This is a genomic window from Nonomuraea rubra (genome assembly GCF_014207985.1).
GTDB lineage: Bacteria > Actinomycetota > Actinomycetes > Streptosporangiales > Streptosporangiaceae > Nonomuraea > Nonomuraea rubra.
This window is the reverse complement of the sequence record NZ_JACHMI010000001.1, coordinates 6,966,193-6,986,939: the sequence shown is the minus strand read 5'-3', so window position 1 is coordinate 6,986,939 and position 20,747 is coordinate 6,966,193. Positions and strand designations below refer to the sequence as shown.

Below are 20,747 nucleotides of genomic sequence, written 5' to 3'. Positions count from 1 at the left end.
ATCGGCGCCGTCTACATGAATGGTTGACGCCGTGTGCGTCCGGTTGACGATGAATTGATGGAGCGCGCGGAAAATGTCGGTTGAGGCGTCCGGCAGGAGATCCTCCCCTGCTCGGAGTGGCTGTCGAGGTGCATCCCGCGGCTCCGTTTCCTGGCGCCGGTTCGTTTATGGTGTCGATGATGGGATCGCCGCAAAAATCCCGTCATCGTCGAGCGAGGAATATTTCAGAGAATGAATGACATGTCGTCGTCGCCCTCCGACGCCGAATTGACCCTGCGGGCCCAGGCGGGGGAAGCGCCCGCGCTGGGCCTGCTGCTGGCCAGGCACCAGGCGGGCATGCGCGCGGTGGCGCTCAGCCTGCTGGGGCACGTGCCGGACGTGGACGATGTGCTGCAGGACGCGGCGCTGGTGGCCCTGCGGCGCATCGGCGACGTGCGCGACCCGGGGGCGGCCGGTGCCTGGTTGCGGATGGTGGTGCGCAACGGCTGCCGCGCGCGGCTGCGTACCACGCCCGTCCTGCCGATCGCGGACGAGGCCACCCTGCCGTCCGGCGGCCCCACGCCCGATCAGGTCATCGAGTCCGGCGCCCTGCGCGACTGGGTGTGGCACGCCATGGGCGAGCTGTCCCCGCCCCTGCGGATGGCTTTGACGTTACGGCACTTCAGCGGCCTGACGTCGTACGAGCAGATCGCGGCCGCCTGCGAGGTGCCGGTCGGAACGGTGCGCAGCCGCCTGAGCCAGGCGCGGGCCAAGCTGGCCGAGGCCCTGCTGGCGACCGCCGGCCTGGCCCACGACGACGCCGCGAGACGTACGGCGGCCAGCCGGCAGGAGGCCGTCGAGACGCTGGCCGCCGCCTCCCGTGGCGCGTTCGCCGAGGTCGTCCACGACCGCTGGGCACCGCACGCCGAGCTGATCGCCGGCCAGGGCCGGCGAGGCGGCCGGGACTTCGCCATCCAGGGGATGGAAGGCGATCTGGAGGCGGGCGTGCGGCAGCGGGTCGCGGACGTGGTGGCCGCCGGTGACCTCGCCATCTGGGAGATGGACCTGCTCAACCCGGCCGACGACCCCGAGCACTGCCCGCCTTCCGTCGTCTGGATCATGACTCTGGAACGGGGACGCGTCCATCGGCTGCGCCTGATCCATCCTTGACGCGGGACGAGGGCCGCTTGCTGTGACGAGGCTCACCCCGCGCGGATCGAACTTTCCCGGCGGCCGCGCATCCTGCCGGTGTCATCGAAACACCGAACGAGATGAGCCGAACATGAACAAGGTCGTCACCGGCGCGCTGACGCCGGGCAGCCACCTGATCGACGTCGCGGGCGTGCGCCAGCGCTACCACGTGGCGGGCAGCGGGCCCGTCGTCCTGGCCCACCCGGGCGGGCCGGGGCTGTCGTACGAGTACCTGCGGATGCCGGCCGCCGAGCGGCACCTCACGATGGTGTACGTCGAGCCGATCGGCACCGGCGCGTCCGGCCGCCTGCCCGCGCACCCGCACGGCTACACCCGCGAACGGTACGCCCGCGCCCTGGACGGGCTGATCGAGCACCTCGGCGTGGACCGCGTCCACCTGCTCGGCCACTCCCACGGCGGCTTCGTCGCCCAGCACTACGCCCTGACCCGCCCCGACCTGCTCGCGGGCGTCATCCTGTACGACAGCGCGCCGGTGACGGGCGCCGACCACTTCGCCGAGGCGGCCAGGAACATGGAGGCGTTCGCGCGGCGCAACGCGGACCGGCCGGAGCTGCCCGCCGTCCTCGCCACGTGGCAGTCGCTGGGCGGCCTCTCCGACGACGAGGGCACCACCCGGGCCGCCCGCGGCATGCTGCCCGCCTACCTCGCCGACTACTGGGACCACCAGGAGGAGTACGCGCCCCTGTTCTCCATCACCGGCACCTTCATCTCCGGCCTGGACGAGCAGCTCGTCCCCGACCCGATCGACGACCGCGCCGCGCTCCCCGCCATCAGGACGCCCGCCCTCGTCATCGCCGGCCGCCACGACGTCATCTGCGGCCCGCGCTGGGCGAACGAGCTGGCCGACGGCATTCCCGGCGCCGAGCTGGTCATGCTGGAGAACAGCGGCCACCTCGGCCACGTCGAGGAGCCGGACGCCTTCACCCGCGCCGTGACGTCCTTCGTGCTGGGCGGGGCTCGCTGAGCGCCGGCGGTGCTCCTCGCACGCCGAATCAGCAGAACGCGGTGGCCAGAACCTTCGGAAGGGCGTCGGCGGGGACCTCGCCGGAGTACGGATTGCCGGAAAGGACCAGCGTGCGGCCGGAATCCGAGCGCAGCGCGTAGGTCGGGTAGCCGAACGTGCCGCCGCTGTGGCCGTACACCTTGCCGCCGCACGGCAGCGGGAACGCCTGCAGGCCCAGCCCGTAGCCCATGCCCCTGCCCGCGTCCTCCAGCGTGCGCATCTGCTTGAGCGCCTGCCCGCTGGTGAGCTTGCCGCCGAGCAGCGCGTCGAGGAACGTCGCCAGATCGGCCGTGGTCGAGATGATCTCGCCCGCGCCGTACTCCAGGGACGGGTTCATCCGGGTCGCGTCGACCATCCTGCCCTGGTACGGCGCGTAGCCGCGGGCGTGCGGCCTGGGCAGGTCCTTGCGGTGGCCGGGCAGCAGCGTGTGCCGCAGGCCGAGCGGGCGCAGGATGCGGTTCTCGATCTCCTTCGCGTACGGGTTGCCGGTCAGCTTCTCGATGAGCATGGCGGCGATCACGTAGTTCGTGTTCGAGTAACGCCAGCCGCCGCCCGGCTTGAAGTACGCCGGCTTCGACAGGCCGACGGCCAGCAGCTCCTGCGGCGTCTGGTCGTACAGCGTCTCGCGCGGCCGGTAGTCACGCACCGACCAGCCGGGGATGCCGGCGCCGGCGTAGTCGAAGATGCCGCTGGTGTGGTTGAGCGCCTGCCGGACGGTGACGGTGCTGCCCTCGGGCAGGGCGCCCGGCAGGTGCTTGCTCACCTGGTCGTCCAGGGACAGCTTGCCCTCGTCGGCCAGTTGCAGCAGCACGGTCGCCACGAACGTCTTGGTCACGCTGCCCACCCGGAAGTGGCCGTGCGGGTCGGCCGGCGCCTTCGACCGCAGGTCCCGCACGCCGGCGGCCATGCTCCGGTCGCGGCCGTCCTCGCGCACCAGCGCCAGCGCGGCGGTCATGGCCTTGGCGTCGACCAACGCGTCCAGCTGGGTCTTCAGCTCGTCGTGCACCGGGGCGACGGTGGTCAGGGCGAGAGCGAGCGCGGCGGTCTTGGTAAGGATCATGGCGTCCACGCTAGGGACGACGGCCCTGCCGGAACCATGCGGCGGACCGCACAGCCACCTGCGGAAAACCCCAGCCGGCTCCTGGTGGCCGGCGTGACGGGGGATCCGGTTCACGGGGACGCCGGACGGCGGGCGGTGGCCAGGCCGGCGAAGGCGGTGGCCGTGGGGAGCGGGTCCGCGGTAAGGCCAGGAGGACGACCCGCTCGACGCCGGGCTCGGCGGGATCGCGTGCACGCCGGTGTGGCGGGCGGGCAGCGACAGCTCGGCGACGATGCTCAGCCCGAGCCCTTCGGCGACCATGGCGAGGATGCTGCCGGTATCGCGCACCCGGTAGTGACACCTCAGGCTCACACCCGCCGCCCGCGCGATCGCCGCGATCAGCGGCTCGCACCCGCCCGTGGACATGATGAACGGGTGCCGCGCCGGCTCGGCCACCGGCAACGAAGGGCGGACGCTCAACTCGTGCCCGCTGGGCAGGACGGCCCCGTACCAGCAGCGTCACCCCGAGCTCGCTCTCCAGCGCCCGCAACGCGTGACTGACGGCGGACTGGGTGGCGGCCAGCTCCTCCGCGGCCCTGGTCATGTTGCCGGTCCGCGCGACCGCCTGAAGGATCCTGAGCTGGGTGAACGCCACAGCGCCGCACGCAGCGGCCCGACCACCAAGGGGGTGGGGCGCCCCGGGACGCGAGCGGGCCTGCGGCACGAACAGCGTGGCCACGTAGTACGGGTGCCCGGGATCTCCAGCACCCGGGCCTCGCCGTCGCCGTCGACGCCGGTGACCAGGAAGCCGCCGTCGTGCAGGATGCCCTGCCGGCCGGGGTCGAGGCCGAAGTTGCAGTAGTACTCCTCCTCGACCTCGCTCCGCCCGTACAACGCGGCCACCCGGGAACCGGGGACCAGGGGCACGGGCATGGTCTTGCCCGCCGGCGAGCAGGTCAGCTCCGACACGAACAGGGCCGAGGCGTACGGGTCGGATTCGGCATGCTGGGCGTCCTCGAAGCCGAGGACGTGGCGGGCGTACTCGATGACCATGTGCTGGCAGCCGCCGCACGTTCCCAGGGTGGGGACGCCGTGCTCGCGACCGTGCCGGAGCGCGGCCAGCGCGCCGGGCAGGCTGCGGTACGGGCTGCCGGGCGCGCGCCACAGCACGTCGGCGGCCTCGACCTCGGCCAGGCCGGACTCGAGCGGCTCGGTGGCGAGCCAGCGGACGTCCACCCCGATGCCGAGGCCCTCACCATGGGACGGGCCGGCCATGAGCGCCAATGCCGGACCACGCACCCGCCATGAGCGATCACTCATGTCATGTCGGCTGGCAGGAGGATCACCCGCGCATCCAGCCGGGAACGTCCTGGCCGGTGATCGCGCGGTACTCGCGGGTGACCCCCGCGGAGTCACCCGCGTAGGCACGGCGGAGCTGCGCCATGATCGTGATGAGGAGGTCCCGGCCGTGGCCGGCAGGTGGGTGGCGGGGTCGGCGGCGGCCAGCTCACGCCGGAACGCGATGGCCTCTTCGAGCAGCGGGAGCCCCTCGTTCCGCCGGCCGGGCGGGCCAGCAGCAGCACGCGTACCGGCAGCCCCGTGCCGACGCGGGTGTCGGCCAGCAGCGACAGCACGTCGGCGGTGTCCCACCGTTCGGCGTAGTCCACGACCACCAGCACCCCGGCGGCCCGCGCCAGATCGGGAACGACGAAGGGCTCGGGCACGGAGCGGTCGCGCCGGTGCCGGGCCGCCAGCGCCACCCACCCGTCTTGCCGCCATGCCCGCGCCACCTCATGGGCCAGGCGCGTCTTGCCCTGCCCGCCCGCTCCGTGGATCAGCCGCACCTCAAGGCCCGGCCCATCCCGCCAGCGCCGCAAGTCGTCCAGCAGGTCACGGCGTCCGGTGAACGCGACCAGCCCGTTCGCCGCCTGCAGCAGGCCGCTGGGCCGCGCCCGCGCCTGCTCCGGCGGCGGGGCGGCGGCAGGGGCCGGCCAGAGCGCCAGCCGGTACGGCTCCCCGCCGTCATAAATGATCATGTCGCCGGCGGCCTGGTAGATGCGCGCGAACCCCGAGCCGGTCGCACGCTGGTGAATCCGGCGCACCCGGTCATCATCGGCCGTAGCCGGGACCCCGGGCAATGGCCCAGCAGGTCGGGATCCGCCCATCCACTGATGACTAATCGCAGTGCTGTGGGTACGGACAGTGACGACAGTTCGGGGAGTACCACGCAAGGAACGCTCATGACCACGATCACCTTCGACCACACCGCCACCGGCTACACCCTGGCCCAGGCCCGCTGCCTGGCCCACGCCGCCGCCCTGGCCTACAAGGACGAGCGCGAGATCCAGACCACCGCCACCGGTTGGGGCTTCGACCGCGTCAAGAGCTTCCGGGTGCCGCACGCCGCGCCGTTCCCGCTGGAGGACACCCAGGCGTACGTCGCCGCCAGCGACCAGATGATCATCGTCGCGTTCCGCGGCACCCAGCCCGAGGAGCTACGCGACTGGCTGTCGGACGCCAACACCCTGCTCACCCCGTACACCGCCGCGGACGGCAACATCCACGCCGGCTTCTACCGCGCGCTGGACGTCGTGCATCCCGCCCTGCTGCGGACGCTGGAGAACTGGCACACCTCCGGCCAGTCGCTGTGGTTCACCGGGCACAGCCTCGGCGGCGCGCTGGCCATGCTCGCCGCCGCCCGCACCCACTTCGAAGACCCCACGCTGCTGGCCGACGGCGTCTACACCTACGGCCAGCCCCGGACCTGCTGCCCCCGGCTTGCCGCCGCCTACGACCAGGCCTTCCGCGGCCGCACCTTCCGCTTCGTCAACAACAACGACATCGTCGCCCAGCTCCCGCCCGCCCCCCTGTTCCACCACGTGGCCGAGGAACGCTACTTCGACACCCACGGCACGCTGCACGAGAAGATGCCGCCCGTGACGGGCCTGCTCGACCGCCTCAGCGGGGCCACCGCCGACCCGCTGGCCCCCGGCACCGACGGCATCCGCGACCACTTCATCAACGCCTACCTGGCCAGGTTCGACGCCGCCGCCCAGCAGAAGGCCGCATCTCCTGCCGCCGGCCGCAAGCGGAAGGCCGGCGGCGGCCCTGCCGCGGCCGTGACCGGCCTGCTGCCGAAGTAGACCCGCCGTCCCGAGGCGGCCTTGGCCGGCGCCAAGGCCGCCTCGACAGCACCCTGCCCCGCGACCGCCAGGCGCAGGACTTCGCCCGCGCCCGCACCGCTTACCCGTTCGCGGAGAGAGAGCCACGTCCGTGCCAGATGACAACCCCCGCGCAGCCGAGACCGAGCAGGAAGGGATGGACGGCGCCGCGTTCGATGAGGCCGACGAGGACGTTGGCCCCGGGAGATGACGTCGGCGAAGTAGGCCACCGCTTCTACGTCCGCTTCGCCCTGCATATCCAGCTCAGCGCCACTCACGAGGCAGATCCGGAATCGACCATCGACGTCGGGTTCCGGCTCCTCGATGAAGGCTGGGCGCGCTACCACGAGGCGGGAAGGCAGCGCGCATCCGGGTAAAAGGGGAGCGGGGCGGTGGCAGGCTGCGGCGCCCGCGCCCGCCCGTGCGACCGTCCCAGCCGTCGCCTCACCCGCCCTTCACGATCACCTTGCCGAGGTCGATCGGGCTCTTGAACCAGCCGTACGCGAAGCCCAGGTCGGCGATCCGCCGTAGCTCCGCGTGATCCAGCCGGGCCGGATATGAACCGAATGAGAGGTTCGCGGTGGTCGCCTTGGTGATCCTCGTATACCTGGGTATCGCGTCACGCACCTGCTGCGGATCGCTCGCGATCAGGCGCTGCGCCTTGGCCAGAGCCCGCTGGAAGGCCGCCAGCGTGCGCGGGTTCTCACCGATCCAGCTGTCGGAGGCCACCAGGCCCGCCGTGTGCAGGCCGGCGAACTGCCCGGTCATCGCGTCATCCAGGACGCGCGTGCGCCGGCTCTCGCGACCCGCGGTGACGAACGGCTCGGCCAGCACCGCCGCGTCGACCTGGCCGCTCTTCAGCGCGTGGAGCATCTCGGGATAGGGCGTCTCGACCTGCACGACGTCCTGCCGCTCCAGCCCCGCCCGCTTGAGCACCGCCTCCAGCGTCAGAGTCTGGAGAACCATGAGGTTCGGGACCGCGACCTTCTTGCGCTTGAGGTCCTTCGCCGTGCGGATCTTCGACTTGGCGTCCACGACGATCGCGAAGCTGCCCGGCGCCGCCCGGTACATGCTCGCGACCACCTTGACCGACTCGCGGACCTCATTCCTGCGCATCGCCGTGAGATAGTCGGTCAGCGCCAGGTCCAGCCGCCCGTTCTCGACCTGCGGAAGGGCAGCCGCCGGGCCGGTGACGATCGTCGGCTCCACCGTCAGCCCTTCCTCCTTGAAGTAGTCGTTGGCCATGGCCACGAACACGGGGACCGACTCCACGGTCGGCGTCACCCCGACCCTGAGGGTGGTCAGTTCGGGCGGCGCGGACGGGCGGGCGGCGGCGCGCGGCTCCGCGGGCAGGGCCCGCAGCCCGATGGTGGCGGCGAGCAGGGTGACGACGACCACCGTGGCGGCGGCGAGCGCCACGAAGTTGCGCCGCCTGCGCTGATGGATCTCCAACGCTCTGGTGGCCAGGTCGCGCTCCGGCATGTCGTCGGCGATGCGGGAGAGTTGATCTCCGAGCCAGGTCATCGGCGTGCCCCCTCACTACGGGCCGGGTCGTCCAGGGCGGGCAGTCTCGGCGCCAGTTCGGGTGCCAGTGAGCGCAGCCGGGCCAGGGCGTGGTGGGCCTGGCTCTTCACGGTGCCGACCGAGCAGCCCAGCAGGTCGGCGACGTCGCGTTCGGTCCGGTCCTCGTAGAACCGCAGGACGATCACCGCGCGTTGCTTGGGCGTCAGCCGCATGAGCGCCTGGTGCAGGACGACCCGCAGGACGGCGGAGTCCTCGGTCGAGTACGCCCGGTCGGGCGGGTCGGCGCTCGGCGTCTCGCTCGAGCCGCGGCGCCGCCGCCACGAGATGTACTGGTTGACCATGGTCTTGCGCGCGTAGGCGTCGAGGTTGTCGATGTGGTGCAGCTTCGGCCACCGCCCGATCATGCGCACCAGCACGCTCTGCAGGAGGTCCTCGGCGCGGTGCGTCTCTCCGGTGAGCAGGTAGGCCAGGCGCAACAACGAGCGTTGGTGGGCATCCACGAACGCTCGGAAGCTGGCATCGCGATCCAACGTCTCTCCTCATGTCGATACCCTTCAAACGCGATGGGCGTTGCGAAAGGTTGGCGCTCCCGGGAAGCGAGCGCACAGAGGGACTTGAAGAGGGCATCGGATCTAAATCTTGACCGAGATGTCCGTTAGAGGCTCATACCCGAGCCGTAGCCCGGACGCCGGAAGCGCCGCTGCCCCCTCGCCGCCGGCTGACCGGGCTTCACTGGCATGATCATGGGGTCCACTCGGATTCGAGGATGGCGTAGATGGCTTCGGTGCACCATTCGCCCTTGACGTGTTCGTTGTCGATGAGGGTGGCTTCACGGCGCATGTGAAGCTTTTCCAGAACGCGGGCCGAGGCGGTGTTGCGGGCGTCGAGGCGGCCGGTGATGCGGTGGAGGCCAAGCTGGGTGAAGCCGAGGTGGAGCATGGCGGAGGCGGCTTCGGTGGCGTAGCCGTGACCATGGTGGTCGGGATGCAGGATGTAGCCGATTTCGCCCTGGCGATGGGCTTTGCTGGTCCAGATGAGCAGGCAGCTGCCAATGAGCCGGCCGGTGTGGCGGAGGGTGACGGCCAGGTCGATGGCGTCGCCGTCGTCGTGCAGGGCGGTGCGCGTGACTCGCTGGGCGAGGGCGTCGCGGGTGGCGTCGCGGTCGCGGGCCGCCCAGTAGAGGTAGCGGGCGACGTCGGGCCGGGATTCGTAGGCGTGCACGGCGTCGAGGTCGTCGGCGGTGAACGGGCGTAGAACCAGGCGGGAGGTGGTGAGGGGGTAGCGAGGTGTGATCACGGGCGCAGTGTAGGGAGCGGTCAGGGGGGCGGCAATCCATTTGTGACGGCGGGGAGGGGCGTGATCAGCACGGCGTGGGGCGGCGGAGCCCGCTGGGCTCGACGACGAAACTTCCTCCTCGGCGCGGCGGCCACGCTGACCGCCACAGCGGCGCCCGCCACGTGTACCGGAGATGTTCTGCGCATATTCCGCGCTACGGCACTGTGGCAGACGGTCACTCAGGTGACCGTGCTGGGCTCCACGGAATGCGACGACACCCGAGATGGGAAGGTTCATGCGCAAGAGACAACGGTTCGCGTGGTTCATGGCGTCGGCGATGCTGGCTTCGGGGATCGTGGCCGGAGGCGGCGGGGTGTCGACCGCCAGCGCCGACACGATCAGGCCCTACCTCTACTGGTCGCAGACCAGGGGCCAATGCGGTGGTGTGTGGACGAACTACCTCGGGACGAGGACCTTCGACCCGAATACGCACAGCGTCAAGCGGCTGAAGAGGACCGAGACGACGTCGAGCAGCATGACGAAGATCTACAACCAGAACGGTGTACGTCAGGCCAAGGTGTACGACGTTTGCACGAACGGATACATCGTCCGCAAGTTCAATCCGTCGGTTTACAAGCACCGGAGCATCAAGGTGAGCTACGTCTGCTACTCCGGTCGCTGCCGGATCACCAGCACCCTCTACGGCAGCTGGCTGAGCGGGACCGGCGACCCGATGTAGCGCATCATCCGCCCCTCTCGCCGCCGCGGGTCAGCGGACGGCGCGGGGGCGGATGGCGTTCGCGCGGTTTGTCCCAGGAGTTGACCGGCCAGGTGCCGCGTTCACGCAGTTCCAGGACGTGGCGCGGCAGTCGTGATGATCTTCTCGACCAGGCTGCGTGCCTGTTTGGCCGGGCCCTGCGGGCCGAGTGACTGGCTCGAGGCGTGCAGGCCCTCGAAGACCAGGGTGAGGTGATCGGCCAGCTGGGACGGGTCATCGACACCGAGCCGCTCGGTCAGCTCGCCGATGGTCTCGCGGAACCAGGACTTCGCCGTGACGGCGTTGCGGTGGGCCGGCAGGCCGGGGTCGGGAAACTCGGCCAGCGCCATCAGCATCGCGACGGGCCACGCTGGAGGCGTTCGCCGAGGCGCTGGCCACGATCGCCAAGGGCGGCATCGCTCGGCGACCTGCCGACGTTGTGGCTGCACGGAGAGGACGACGGGCTCGTGCCGCTCAGCGGCAGCCGGGGCGGGATCGAGGCCGTGCGGGGGAGTGACCTGACCGAGCGGTTCTACCCAGGCGGCAGGCACGAGGTGTTCAAGGAGACCAACAAGGACGAGGTCCTGGACGACGTCACCTCCTTCCTCGACCGCGCCCTGACCGCACGCAATCCGTAGCACCCGCCGGCTGAATGCCGCGGGTACCGCCGATGACGAAGGAATCCCTTTCCGGGGACACCTCCTGAGCGGCGGCCCGCCGCCAGGGCCGGCGACGGGCGGCACATGCCGATAATGGCGGGTGCCCTTCACACTGAGCCATGTGGTGGCGATCCTGCCGGTACGGCGGTGGCTGCCACCGTCGGCGCTGGCCGTCGGCGCCGTGGTGCCCGATGCGCCGTACTATCTGCCGCTGCCGGTTTCGTCGGCGAGCACGCATTCATGGTGGGGGGCGCTGCTGTTCGGCCTGCCGGTGGGGGTGCTGCTGCTGGTGGTCTTCCACCTGGGTGTGCGGGCGCCGCTGACCGCGCTGGCTCCTGCCGGGCTGCGGTCGCGGCTGCCCGAGGCGGTGAGGCCGGCGCCGGTGGCCGTGGTGGCCGCGTTGCTCGCCGGGATGGTCACGCATCTGTTGTGGGATGCCTTCACGCAGGTCGGAGGGTTCGCGGTGATGCACTGGCAGGCGTTGCGGCAGCCGGTCATCGGCGCTCACCGGGTGTTCAACGTGCTGATGTACGTCAGCTCAGCGGGGGGCCTGGTCGTCCTGGGTGGTTGGCTTGCCCGGTGGTGGCGGCGGGCGCCGGTCCACCGCGAGCGGCGACCGGGGCTGGCGGGCCGGGCGCGCGGCGCGGTGCTGGCCGCGGTCGTGCTCGCCATGGCCGTCGGCGCCGTCGCCGGGGCGGCCTCGGACCGTGCCGCGGTGAGTGACTACGACCTGGTGCGGAGCATGATCTTAGGGGGTGCCGACGGAGTGGCGTCGGCCCTCGCCTGCTACGTGCTCGCCTGGCACGGCTGGACGGTGTTCAGCCGTCGGCGGCCTCGCGCGAGGCGGTGACCGATCTGTCAGCCGGCGCTTCCGGGCATCGCGGGGTGCAGGGCCGTTCCGGTGGTCAGGAGTGCCAGGGCGGCGGCGCCGTACAGGCCGGCGTCCCGTTCCAGGCTGGTCAGCGCGACCTGGACGTGGCGGACGAAGTCCATGCCCGCGCGCTTGGCGAGCCGTTCGCGCAGAGGGTCGAGGAGCAGCGGGCCGGCCGCCGCGACGCCGCCGCCGATGACGACGTGGTGAAGGTCGGCGACGGCGGCGGTGTTGAGGACGACGGTGGCGAGCGCGTCGGCCGCCCGCTCGAACGCCGCCAGCGGAACCCGGGCTCCCCGCCGGGCGTCGTCGGCCAGCTCCCTGGCCGTGACGCCGTCCGGCCGCCCGCCCCCGACGTCCGTCCGCGCGCCGCCCCCGACGTCCGTTCGCGCGCCGCCCTCGATGTCCGTTCGCGCGCCGCCCTCGATGTCCGTTCGCGCGCTGCCTCCGACGTCCGTCCAGCCGTTGGACAGGGCCCAGCGCACCATGCTGGGACCGCTGGCGATGGTCTCCAGGCAGCCGTTCGTGCCGCATGAGCACGGCTCGCCATCGCGGTCCACGATCACGTGGCCCACGTGGCCGGCGTTGCCCGTCCCGCCGAGGACGGGACGCCCGTCCAGGATGAGGCCGCCGCCCACACCGGTCGAGACGACGATGCCCAGGAGCGAGTCCGCACCATGGCCGCCGCGCCACCACTCACCCAGCGCCATGCACTGCCCGTCGCCGGCCAGCGCCACGTCCGCGCCGGGCACGAGCCGCCGTACGGTGTCCGCCAGCGGAAAGCCCCGCCACGCCGGGATGTTGATCGGGGAGACCGTCCCGGCGCGGACGTCCAGCGGGCCGGCCGACCCGATCCCGACCGCGCGCAGCCCGGGAGTGCGGAAATCGGCGACGAGGTCGCTCAGCGTGGTGGCCGGGACGGGGCCGATGGGCCGCTCTTCACGCCGCACCAGCGTGCCGCCGGCGGTGACGTGGGCGGCGGCGAACTTCGTACCACCGATGTCGAGCGCGAGGACCGTCATGCCCGCCACCCTTCCGGAGCTGACGCCGGGGGAGCGGGTGAAGCCGGCGACGGGGACAGTGACAGGCCTGGCACGGCTCGGTACACGGTTCCCCGGCCGGTGAGCCGCGCACCGGTCAGGCTCGCGGGCACGAACGCCGCCTGTCCCGCGCCGAGCCGCACCGCTCGTGCGGCCTCGATCGCCACCTCGCCCTCGACGCACAGCACGATCTGCGGGACGCCGCCGGGCAGCCGGTGCGGCTCCTGGCCGGTGAGCGCGTGGTGGACCAGGCCGAACTCCTCCACGGGCGGCCGATAAATCTGACGCCCCGATGCCGCAGGTGACGCCGGTTCCGCGGGGACGAAGTGGGGTGGCGAGGGCTCGAAGGTGACGACGCGCATCAGTTCCGGCACGTCCACGTGCTTGCCGGTCAGCCCGCAGCGCAGCACGTTGTCGGAGTTGGCCATGATCTCCACGGTGACGCCGCCCAGGTAGGCGTGCGGCACACCGGCGCCGAGGAAGACCGCCTGGCCCGGCGCGAGCCGTACGTGATTGAGCAGGAGCGCCGCCGTGACGCCGGGGTCGCCGGGGCAGGCGCGGGCCAGGTCCGCGTAGACGTCGAAGCCGGCAGCCATGGGGCCGTCGATGAGGGCTCGCTCGATGGCGGCGCGGGCGGCAAGGACGGCCGGGTTCCCGGGGTCGAGCATCTGCTGGAACACCGCGCGCAGGGCGGCGATCCAGTCGCGGACCTGCGCCGCCGCGTCCGAGCGCTCGCCGTCAGGGCCGGGTGCGACGCCCAACGCCTCCAGCACGGCCGCGGCGTCGCCGGGAGCGCGGAACCCGCACAGGCCGTGGAAGCCGGTGAGCGCGCACACCATCTCGGGCTTGTGGAACGGGTCCCGGTACGTGCGCGCGGCGTCACCGACCGGTGGGCCGGCGGCCTGCTCGCGGGCGTATCCCGCCCGGGCCTGGGCCATCGTCGGATGCACCTGCAGGGACAGCGGCCGTTCGACGGCGAGGACCTTCAGCAGGTACGGCAGCACCGGGCCGAACGCCCGCACCACGGGCTCGCCGAGCATCCCGGCCGGGTCGCGCGCGATCAGCTCGCCGAGCGGGACCCCGTCCACGGTCGAGGGGGCGCCGGGATGGGCGCCGGCCCAGAGCTCGGCCTGCGGCTCACCCGTCGCCGGGGTGCCGAACAGCTCGGGGAAGGCGGCCGGGGAACCCCACGCGTACGGCCGGATCGCCGTGACCAGCGGCAGGGCCCCACCGCGAGAGGCAGGCCCGGCACCGATCGTGACCAGCGGTGGCGGGGGTGCTGTCACGGGAGCGTTGTCGTTCACTTGGCCGCGCCCTGGGTCAGCCCGTTGTAGATGAAGCGCTGGAGCAGCAGGAACACGGCCAGCGTCGGGACGATCACCAGGATCGCCCCCGCCGAGATGTTCTCCCAGTGCGCCCCGAACGGCCCCTTGAAGCGGAACAGCGACGTCGAGATGGTGCCGAGCCCCTGGTCCGGCATGTACAGGAAGGGGATGTAGAAGTCGTTGTAGACCGCGATCCCCTTGACGATGACGACGGTCGCGATGGCAGGCTTGAGCAGCGGCAGGATGATCTTCCGGTAGATCGCGAACGAGGAGGCGCCGTCCAGGCGGGCGGCCTCGTCCACCGAGATCGGGATGCTCCGGATGAACTGCAGGAAGATGTAGATCGCGACGATGTCCGTGCCGAGGTACAGCGCGATCGGGGCCAGGCGGGTGTTGAAGAGGCCAAGCTGGTCGATGACCTGAAATGTCGTGACCTGGGTGGTGATGCTGGGGACGAGCGTCGCGAACAGGAACAGGCCGACGATGAGCTTCTTCAGCCGGAAGTGGAATCGGTCGATCGCGTAGGCGGCGGCCGAGCCGATGAAGACCGTGCCGGTGATCGACACCACCAGGATGACGAAGGTGTTGAGCGCCGCCTCCGCCATCCGTCCCTTCTCGAAGGCCGTGACGTAGTTGGCCAGGTTGAACCAGTCGCCGGGCGGCGTCAGCGGGCCGCTGCCGGCGGCGAGCTCGTCGGACGTCTTCAGCGAGGTGAGCAGCACCACGCCGAGCGGCAGCAGGACGACCAGACTGGCCACGATCAGGGACAGGTACTTCAGGGTGCTCGCCACCCGGGCGCGGACGGCGGTCGTCACGAGGTCACCCTTTCTTCAGGGACGATCCGCCGCTGCAGCCACGTCACCAGCAGGATGATGACGAGGAGCACGACGGCGGCGGCCGAGGCCAGGCCGGTCTTGTCGAAGCGGAAGGCGAGCTTGATGGTCTGGATGACGAAGGTCTCGCTCGCGCCGGCGCCGCCGGTCATGATGTACGGGATCTCGAAGACCGACAGGCAGCCGGAGATCGCCAGGATCGCGGTCAGCCCGATGAGGGGGCGCAGGCTGGGCACGATGATGAAGCGGAACTGCTGCCACCGGTTGGCCCCGTCGAGCTCGGCGGCCTCGTACAGCTCCGGCGCGATCGACTGGATGGCGCCGAGGAAGAGCACGAAGTTGAGCCCCATGTAGCGCCACACCGAGACCCCGGCCAGCGAGTAGTTGACCAGGTCGGGGTCGCCGAGCCACAGGTGCTCGCCGCCGACGCCGAAGAGCCTCAGCACGGTGTCGAACGTGCCGCCCTCCTGGAAGAAGTAGAGGAAGACGAAGCCGATGGCCACCCCGTTGATCAGGTAGGGGAAGAACAGGATGCCCTTGAACAGGTTGCGGAAGCGGGTGTTGAAGCTGAGGACGGTGGCGAAGTACAGCGCGAGCACGATCTGCAGGACGGCGGCGCCGAGGTAGTAGGCGCTGGCGACGAAGACCCTGAACAGCTCGGGACGGGTGAAGATCTCGACGTAGTTCTCGAGACCGGTGAACGTGTAGTCGGGGCTGACGCCGTCCCAGTCGGTGAAGCTGTACACGATCATGTTGATGATCGGCACGTACGAGAAGGTGATGAGCAGGGCCAGCGGCACGAGCAGGAACAGCCACGGGGTCAGGCCCTGCCTCCAGCGGCGGCGCGGCCGCTGCCTGGAGTGCCGCGCCGCGTCCTGCAGTCGCGTGCCTCCCGCGGGGCCGCGCCTCAGGGATGACGAGATGGGTGTCATCGCTGCCTTTCTTCGGTCGGCGGGCGGTGCCGGCGCGCCGGGTCGGGCCGGCACCGCGAGCGGGGAGTGTCAGGCGGCGGACTGCTGGCCGGCCTTCCATCGGGCGGACAGGTCGGCGAGCACGCTGTTCAGGTCGCCCTTGGCGGCCCCGCGGGCGACGTCGATGAGCTTCTGCCGGTAGTCGGGCGACTTGATCCCGACCTCTGATTCCTTGTCGATGTTGTCGACCAGGATGCGCTGGTCGGTCTCCAGCTCGATGAGCTTGACGCCGGCGTCGCTGTACGGCTTCAGCGCCGAGGGCAGCGGGTCGGACGTGACGGGTGAGACGCCCTGGTTGGTGGCGGAGAAGCCGGACTTGTCGACGAACCAGTCGAGCCAGGCCCGCGCCGCAGCCTTGTTCTGGGAGTGGCTGTTGACGGCGTACTGGTAGTCGGGGTTGAGCACCGAGCAGAACGAGCCGCCGGCCTGGGAGGGGAAGGGCATGAAGGCGATGGAGTCCGCGCTCTGGCCGGCCGTGGTGGCGGCGGCCTGCATCTGCGGGATCGCCCAGGAGCCGAGCCACATGGCGCCGATCTTGCCGGTGGCGATGAACTTCTTGGAGTCCTCCCAGTTGGTGGTGGTCGGGTCCTTCTCGGTGAGCTGCTGGTGCACGGCGTTGAACAGCAGGGAGTCGATGACGTTGAGGTCCTTGCCCGGGGCCCACGGGTCCCCGGTGGTCATCGCCGTCTCGGCCTTGGTGTCGCAGGTGACCGAGCCGTTGCCGTTGGTCCAGTTGCTGAGCGGCCAGCCGTCCTTGTAGTTGGTGTAGAGCGGGGTGGCGCCGGTCTTGTCCTTGACGGCCTTCAGCGCGGCGAGGAACTCCTCCGGCGTCTTGGGCCACTCGGTGACGCCGGCCTTGGCCCACAGGTCCTTGTTGTAGACGAAGCCGTTGGCCGAGGCGAAGGAGACGATGCCGTACACCTGGTCATTCACAGTGCCGGACTGGGTGAACTTGTACTTCTTCGACAGCTCGGCGGCCGAGCCGAGGGGGGCGAAGAACTTGGGGTAGTCGCCCTTGGCGATCACGTTCGGGATCAGCAGCACGTCACCGTAGTTCTCGGTGTTCATGCGGATCTTGACTTCGCCCTCGTAGTCGGTGATCGCCTCGAACTTGACCTGGACGCCGGGGTAGACCTTGGCGAAGTCGTCGGCGTACTTCTTCATCGTGCCGTCGTTCACCAGGTCGGTGCGGTTGGTCAGTACGGTGATCTCGCCGGAGACCTTCGACGGGTCGCTCGCCGCCGTGGCGGGCGCCGTGCTCTTTCCGCTGCCGCCGCAGGCGGCGGCCAGCGCCGCGGTCACCGCGAGGGCCAGACCGGTCAGCGCAAGTCTGCGCATCTCACACCATCTCCTAAGGGAAGCACCGTGGTTGCGGTGAACAGTGGCATGTCGCGTTTAGGCGTAAAAGGGACGAAGCACTGAAGATACATAACCGTTACAAGGTGTTCAGTGCGAACGTCGATCGAGATATGGGTTGAACTGGGAAAACAACTACTAGAGCGGTTTAGTCACCAGAGGGCATGCGGAAGCCGCGCCCGGAAAGCGGGTGGGTCAGCGGGCCCTGGCGGTGGTGCCGCGCGGGACGAGCACGGGCGTCGGCACCGCGCCCACCTCGGCGTGACCGCTGTCGATGAGGTCCATGAGCCGGCGCGTGACCTCCGCCCCGAAGGCGAAGACGTCGTGGCTCATGGCCGACAGCGGCGGGTGGGTGAGCCGGCAGAGCTGGGAGTCGTCCCAGGCCAGCAGGGACAGCTCGGCGGGCACGGACACGCCCATCTCCGTGGCCACCGACAGGCCGGCCACGGCCATGATGTCGTTGTCGTACAGGATGGCCGTGGGCCGCTGGGCGGAGGCGAGCAGCGCCCGCGTGGCGCGGGCGCCCTGCTCGCCGGAGAAGTCGGTGGGCAGGATCCGGCCGGGCTCCAGGTTGAGGTCGGCGACCGCCTTGGCGAACGCCTCGCTCCTGATCATGCTGTGGCCGAGCGTGGCGGGGCCGCCCACCCGCGCGAGCCGCCGGTGCCCGAGCGCCGCCAGGTAACGCACCGCCTCGGTGACCGCCGCGCCGTCGTCGGTCCAGACCGACGGCAGCCCGCCGGTCAGGTCGGGATGCCCGACGGCGATCACCGGCAGGCCCAGCGCCGCGATCGGCGCGACGCGGGGGTCGTCGAGGGTGAAGTCGACCATGATCGAGCCGCTGATCTGCTTGCTGCGGCCCCAGCCGTCCAGGACGCCGATCTCCTCGCCGACGTCGTGCACCAGCCGCAGCAGCAGCGAGTACGACCGCTCGACCAGCACGCTCTCGATGCCGGAGACGAACTCCATGTAGAACGGCTCCAGCCCCAGCATGCGGGCCGGCCTGGCGATGACCAGCCCCACGTTGCTGACCTGCGTCGAGGCCGACGACAGGGAGCGGGCGGCCTGGTTGGGCAGCCAGCCCAGCTCGCGGGCGGCCTTGAACACCTTCTCCCGCGTGGCCGCGGACACGCCCGGCTTGTCGTTCATCGCCAGCGACACGGAGCCCTTGGACACCCCGGCGCGCGCGGCGACCTCGGCGATCGTCACCTTCCCGCCCGGGCGGGCGGCAGCTCTCATGGCCGGGAGGCTCCTTCCGCCGCGTTGACACAGAACAGCGCCGACCGTACGCCGGCCGCGTCGAGGCGCGCGGCGTCGGCGGCGGGCAGGCCGCTCACCGTGATCGTGACGCTCTCGCCGGGCAGCAGCGTGACCAGCCCGCGGTCGGCGGTCGCCGCGGGGCCGAGCCGGTCGGCCTGCAGCAGCAGATCGCGGACGAAGGCGCGGGCGGTGATCACAACCATGAGCGTACCGCCGGAGACGTCCAGGCGCAGGTCGAGCTCGGCGGGCGGGTAGCCGAACTCCTTGTCGGGCCCGCCGAGCACGACGTCGCGCAGGCCGCCCGCGTCGGCCACGAGCAGCTCGCCCGCGGCGTCCTTGATCTCGGCGACCTCGGCCGTCAGCGGCAGCAGCCCGACCGAGCGCGGCGGCACGGTGAACGGCACGTGCTCCTCGGCCAGGCCCGTCCCGTCGGCGCGCAGCCTGCGGACGACGGCGGTGCCCTGCCAGGGCTCGGGCGACTGGTTGTCGGCGGCCAGCACGCGGGCGCCGTCCCTGCTCTGGAAGGTCAGCAGCCGGTCGGCGTACAGGCGGCGCAGCTCGTGGTAGAGCGGCTTGAGCCGCTCGGCCCCGTCGATCGCCGCCCACGAGGTCACCGGCCAGCAGTCGTTGAGCTGCCAGACGACGGTTCCGCCGCAGACAGGCCAGTGGGAGCGCCAGTGGGCCACGCCGGTCGCGATGGCGCGGGCCTGGTTGACCTGGGTGAGGTAGTGCCACTGGTCGAAGTCGCCGGGGACGGTGAAGTGGTGGGCCAGGCCCCGGTCGAGCTTGCCGTTGCCGTCCTCGGCCTTCTGGTGGTGCAGCATGCCGGGCGAGGTGGAGGCCAGCGGGTCGTCGCCCAGCCATTCGCGCAGGGTGGCGTGGGCGGGCGGCGCCTGCCAGCCGAACTCGGCGGCGAAGCGCGGCACGTGGCCGAGGTAGTCGCCGTAGTCGCGGCGGTTCCACGCCTCCCAGAAGTGGGAGGGCCCGTGCGCGGGGTCGTTGGGGTGGTGGTCCCACGAGCCCGACCAGGGGCTGCCCGCCTGGTACGGGCGGGTCGGGTCCAGCTCGGCCACCACGCGCGGCAGCAGCCCGAGGTAGTAGCCCTCGCCCCAGCTGTCGCCGGCCAGCCTGGGCTCCCAGCCCCAGTCGCGAAAGCCCCACAGGTTCTCGTTGTTGCCGTTCCAGAGCACCAGGCTGGCGTGCGGGCTGAGCCGGGTGACGTTCTCGCGGGCCTCGGCCTCGATCTCGCCGCGCAGCGGCTGCTCCTCGGGGTAGGCGGCGCAGGCGAACAGGAAGTCCTGCCAGACCATCAGGCCGAGCTCGTCGCAGGCGTCGTAGAAGGCGCGGTCCTCGTAGATGCCGCCGCCCCAGACGCGGACCAGGTCCACGCCGGCCTCGGCGGCCTGGACCAGCCGGCGGCGGTAGCGCTCGGGGGTGACGCGGGCGGGCAGGGCGTCGTCGGGGATCCAGTTGACGCCGCGGGCGAAGATCGGCTGCCCGTTGACGCTCAGGGTGAAGGCGGTGCCGTGCTCGTCGGGCGAGCGGTCCAGCTCCACCGTGCGGAACCCGACGCGCCGCTCCCACCGGTCCAGGACCCGGCCGGCGTCGGACAGGGTGACGACGCAGTCGTACAGGGGCTGGTCGCCGTACCCGCGCGGCCACCACAGCTCGGCCCCCGGCACCTCCAGCACGATCACCGCGCTGCCGGAGGAGACGTTCTGGACGGCGGTGTGCCCGGCGGCCTCGATGGTGAGCGTCAGCTCGCGGCCCGCGCCGGAGGCGGTGCGTTCCAGCTCGACGTGCGCCTCGATCCTGCCGTCCGCGCCGGTGACGGTGACCAGCGGCCTGACCGAGGCCAGCCGGGCGGTGCTCCAGCTCTCCAGCCGCACCGGACGCCAGATGCCGGCGGTGACGAGGGTGGGCCCCCAGTCCCAGCCGAAGCTCGCCGCCATCTTCCTGATGTAGTTGAACGGCTCGGGGTACTCGTTCGGCCGCGCGCCAAGGCGCTCGCGCAGCGACTCGGCCTCGGTGTAGGCCGAGGTGAACAGCACCGACAGCGCCGAGCCGTCGCGCACGCGCCCGGTCACGTCGAACCGGTAGGAGCGGTGCATGTTGCGGGTCCGGCCCAGCTCCTGCCCGTCCAGCAGCACCCTGGCGACGGTGTCGAGCCCGTCGAAGACCAGGTCCGTACGCTCGAAGCCGGGCGGGGCCGCGGCCAGCGCGGTGTCATAACGCCAGTCGGCCCGGCCGGCCCACGCCACGTCGAGCTCGTTGAGATCACGGTACGGGTCGGGGATCAGCCCGGCCGCCAGGAGGTCCGCGTGCACGCAGCCGGGCACCTGGGCGGGCACGGCCTCGTCGCGGAGCCCGGCGACCTCGGCGGGGGCCGCGCCGCCCGCCAGCCGGAGCGTCCATCCCGAGTCCAACGACCTACTCTGCTTCGTCAACCGCCTGCTCCTTGATCATGACAATGGGACAAACGCCC

The 20,747-nt window shown here is 71.3% G+C and carries 20 protein-coding genes and 1 pseudogene; 6 read left to right on the top strand and 15 right to left on the bottom strand.

Going from position 1 to position 20,747, the window contains the following annotated elements:
• The first annotated feature begins 240 nt into the window (after positions 1-240).
• Positions 241-1,149 (top strand): RNA polymerase sigma factor, encoded by a 909-nt coding sequence (locus tag HD593_RS31950; protein WP_221525097.1) that lies wholly within the window; start codon positions 241-243, stop codon positions 1,147-1,149.
• 112 nt (positions 1,150-1,261) lie between these two features.
• Entirely contained in the window at positions 1,262-2,155 is an 894-nt protein-coding gene (locus HD593_RS31945) for an alpha/beta fold hydrolase (protein ID WP_185105678.1), read from the top strand.
• A 28-nt stretch (positions 2,156-2,183) separates the two neighbouring features.
• On the opposite strand, the gene HD593_RS31940 is transcribed toward HD593_RS31945, so the two are convergent.
• From HD593_RS31940 to HD593_RS31925, 4 genes and pseudogenes are all read right to left on the bottom strand, one after another.
• Complete coding sequence (locus HD593_RS31940) at positions 2,184-3,731, bottom strand: serine hydrolase (protein WP_379478818.1); 1,548 nt, start codon at positions 3,729-3,731, stop codon at positions 2,184-2,186.
• 61 nt (positions 3,732-3,792) lie between these two features.
• Positions 3,793-3,837 (bottom strand): annotated as a pseudogene (locus HD593_RS62070) (hypothetical protein); the annotation flags it as partial.
• Positions 3,834-4,553 (bottom strand): glutamine amidotransferase-related protein, encoded by a 720-nt coding sequence (locus HD593_RS31930; RefSeq protein WP_221525096.1) that lies wholly within the window; start codon positions 4,551-4,553, stop codon positions 3,834-3,836. The pseudogene HD593_RS62070 and the gene HD593_RS31930, both read right to left, overlap by 4 nt.
• A 92-nt stretch (positions 4,554-4,645) precedes the next feature.
• A complete protein-coding gene (locus HD593_RS31925; RefSeq protein WP_185105676.1) occupies positions 4,646-5,335 on the bottom strand; it encodes an ATP-binding protein in 690 nt (229 codons plus the stop codon).
• Positions 5,336-5,473: 138 nt separating this feature from the next.
• On the opposite strand from HD593_RS31925, the gene HD593_RS31920 reads away from it, so the two are divergent.
• Positions 5,474-6,376, top strand: coding sequence for a lipase family protein (locus HD593_RS31920; RefSeq protein ID WP_185105675.1), 903 nt, complete (start codon positions 5,474-5,476; stop codon positions 6,374-6,376).
• A 462-nt stretch (positions 6,377-6,838) separates the two neighbouring features.
• Here HD593_RS31920 and HD593_RS31915 read toward each other — a convergent pair whose 3' ends face one another.
• The 3 genes from HD593_RS31915 to HD593_RS31905 all read right to left on the bottom strand — a co-directional run bounded on the left by HD593_RS31915 (position 6,839) and on the right by HD593_RS31905 (position 9,214).
• The gene (locus tag HD593_RS31915) at positions 6,839-7,918 is read right to left on the bottom strand and encodes an ABC transporter substrate-binding protein (RefSeq protein WP_185105674.1); all 1,080 of its coding nucleotides are present in this window, start codon (positions 7,916-7,918) and stop codon (positions 6,839-6,841) included.
• Positions 7,915-8,448 (bottom strand): SigE family RNA polymerase sigma factor, encoded by a 534-nt coding sequence (locus tag HD593_RS31910; RefSeq protein ID WP_185105673.1) that lies wholly within the window; start codon positions 8,446-8,448, stop codon positions 7,915-7,917. The genes HD593_RS31915 and HD593_RS31910 overlap by 4 nt, the downstream gene beginning before the upstream one ends.
• 211 nt (positions 8,449-8,659) lie before the next feature.
• Positions 8,660-9,214, bottom strand: a complete 555-nt coding sequence (locus HD593_RS31905) for a GNAT family N-acetyltransferase (protein ID WP_185105672.1) — start codon at positions 9,212-9,214, stop codon at positions 8,660-8,662.
• Between the two features lie 274 nt (positions 9,215-9,488).
• On the opposite strand from HD593_RS31905, the gene HD593_RS31900 reads away from it, so the two are divergent.
• Positions 9,489-9,932, top strand: a complete 444-nt coding sequence (locus HD593_RS31900; protein ID WP_185105671.1) for an inositol polyphosphate kinase family protein — start codon at positions 9,489-9,491, stop codon at positions 9,930-9,932.
• A gap of 101 nt (positions 9,933-10,033) precedes the next feature.
• On the opposite strand, the gene HD593_RS62065 is transcribed toward HD593_RS31900, so the two are convergent.
• Positions 10,034-10,306: a hypothetical protein gene (locus HD593_RS62065; RefSeq protein ID WP_185112779.1), complete on the bottom strand. Its 273-nt coding sequence runs from the start codon at positions 10,304-10,306 to the stop codon at positions 10,034-10,036.
• A gap of 81 nt (positions 10,307-10,387) precedes the next feature.
• Between HD593_RS62065 and HD593_RS62060 the strand changes: the two genes are divergently transcribed.
• Both HD593_RS62060 and HD593_RS31885 read left to right on the top strand, forming a co-directional pair.
• Entirely contained in the window at positions 10,388-10,588 is a 201-nt protein-coding gene (locus HD593_RS62060; RefSeq protein WP_379478817.1) for an alpha/beta hydrolase, read from the top strand.
• Positions 10,589-10,709: 121 nt separating this feature from the next.
• Positions 10,710-11,459 (top strand): DUF4184 family protein, encoded by a 750-nt coding sequence (locus HD593_RS31885; RefSeq protein ID WP_312903846.1) that lies wholly within the window; start codon positions 10,710-10,712, stop codon positions 11,457-11,459.
• A gap of 8 nt (positions 11,460-11,467) precedes the next feature.
• On the opposite strand, the gene HD593_RS31880 is transcribed toward HD593_RS31885, so the two are convergent.
• The 7 genes from HD593_RS31880 to HD593_RS31850 form a co-directional block, all read right to left on the bottom strand.
• A complete protein-coding gene (locus HD593_RS31880) occupies positions 11,468-12,502 on the bottom strand; it encodes an ROK family protein (protein WP_185105669.1) in 1,035 nt (344 codons plus the stop codon).
• Positions 12,499-13,806, bottom strand: coding sequence for a mannose-6-phosphate isomerase, class I (manA, locus tag HD593_RS31875; RefSeq protein WP_312903844.1), 1,308 nt, complete (start codon positions 13,804-13,806; stop codon positions 12,499-12,501). The genes HD593_RS31880 and manA overlap by 4 nt, the downstream gene beginning before the upstream one ends.
• Positions 13,807-13,820: 14 nt before the next feature.
• Complete coding sequence (locus tag HD593_RS31870) at positions 13,821-14,660, bottom strand: carbohydrate ABC transporter permease (protein WP_221525094.1); 840 nt, start codon at positions 14,658-14,660, stop codon at positions 13,821-13,823.
• A complete protein-coding gene (locus HD593_RS31865; protein WP_185105668.1) occupies positions 14,657-15,610 on the bottom strand; it encodes a carbohydrate ABC transporter permease in 954 nt (317 codons plus the stop codon). Before HD593_RS31865 ends, HD593_RS31870 begins: the two co-directional genes overlap by 4 nt.
• A gap of 69 nt (positions 15,611-15,679) precedes the next feature.
• Positions 15,680-16,987, bottom strand: a complete 1,308-nt coding sequence (locus HD593_RS31860; protein ID WP_185105667.1) for an ABC transporter substrate-binding protein — start codon at positions 16,985-16,987, stop codon at positions 15,680-15,682.
• A 213-nt stretch (positions 16,988-17,200) separates the two neighbouring features.
• Positions 17,201-18,241: a LacI family DNA-binding transcriptional regulator gene (locus HD593_RS31855; RefSeq protein ID WP_185105666.1), complete on the bottom strand. Its 1,041-nt coding sequence runs from the start codon at positions 18,239-18,241 to the stop codon at positions 17,201-17,203.
• Positions 18,238-20,709, bottom strand: coding sequence for a glycoside hydrolase family 2 protein (locus HD593_RS31850; RefSeq protein ID WP_185105665.1), 2,472 nt, complete (start codon positions 20,707-20,709; stop codon positions 18,238-18,240). Before HD593_RS31850 ends, HD593_RS31855 begins: the two co-directional genes overlap by 4 nt.
• Positions 20,710-20,747: the final 38 nt, after the last annotated feature.

What these genes read in the sequence shown, in the direction of transcription:
- HD593_RS31920 (WP_185105675.1), top strand. Translation starts at nt 5,474, where the DNA reads ATGACCACGATCACCTTCGACCACACCGCCACCGGCTACACCCTGGCC.
- HD593_RS31865 (WP_185105668.1), bottom strand. Translation starts at nt 15,610, where the DNA reads ATGACACCCATCTCGTCATCCCTGAGGCGCGGCCCCGCGGGAGGCACG.
- HD593_RS31855 (WP_185105666.1), bottom strand. Translation starts at nt 18,241, where the DNA reads ATGAGAGCTGCCGCCCGCCCGGGCGGGAAGGTGACGATCGCCGAGGTC.
- HD593_RS31930 (WP_221525096.1), bottom strand. Translation starts at nt 4,553, where the DNA reads ATGAGTGATCGCTCATGGCGGGTGCGTGGTCCGGCATTGGCGCTCATG.
- HD593_RS31945 (WP_185105678.1), top strand. Translation starts at nt 1,262, where the DNA reads ATGAACAAGGTCGTCACCGGCGCGCTGACGCCGGGCAGCCACCTGATC.
- HD593_RS31915 (WP_185105674.1), bottom strand. Translation starts at nt 7,918, where the DNA reads ATGACCTGGCTCGGAGATCAACTCTCCCGCATCGCCGACGACATGCCG.
- HD593_RS31880 (WP_185105669.1), bottom strand. Translation starts at nt 12,502, where the DNA reads ATGACGGTCCTCGCGCTCGACATCGGTGGTACGAAGTTCGCCGCCGCC.
- HD593_RS62065 (WP_185112779.1), bottom strand. Translation starts at nt 10,306, where the DNA reads ATGCTGATGGCGCTGGCCGAGTTTCCCGACCCCGGCCTGCCGGCCCAC.
- HD593_RS31900 (WP_185105671.1), top strand. Translation starts at nt 9,489, where the DNA reads ATGCGCAAGAGACAACGGTTCGCGTGGTTCATGGCGTCGGCGATGCTG.
- HD593_RS31860 (WP_185105667.1), bottom strand. Translation starts at nt 16,987, where the DNA reads ATGCGCAGACTTGCGCTGACCGGTCTGGCCCTCGCGGTGACCGCGGCG.
- HD593_RS31950 (WP_221525097.1), top strand. Translation starts at nt 241, where the DNA reads ATGTCGTCGTCGCCCTCCGACGCCGAATTGACCCTGCGGGCCCAGGCG.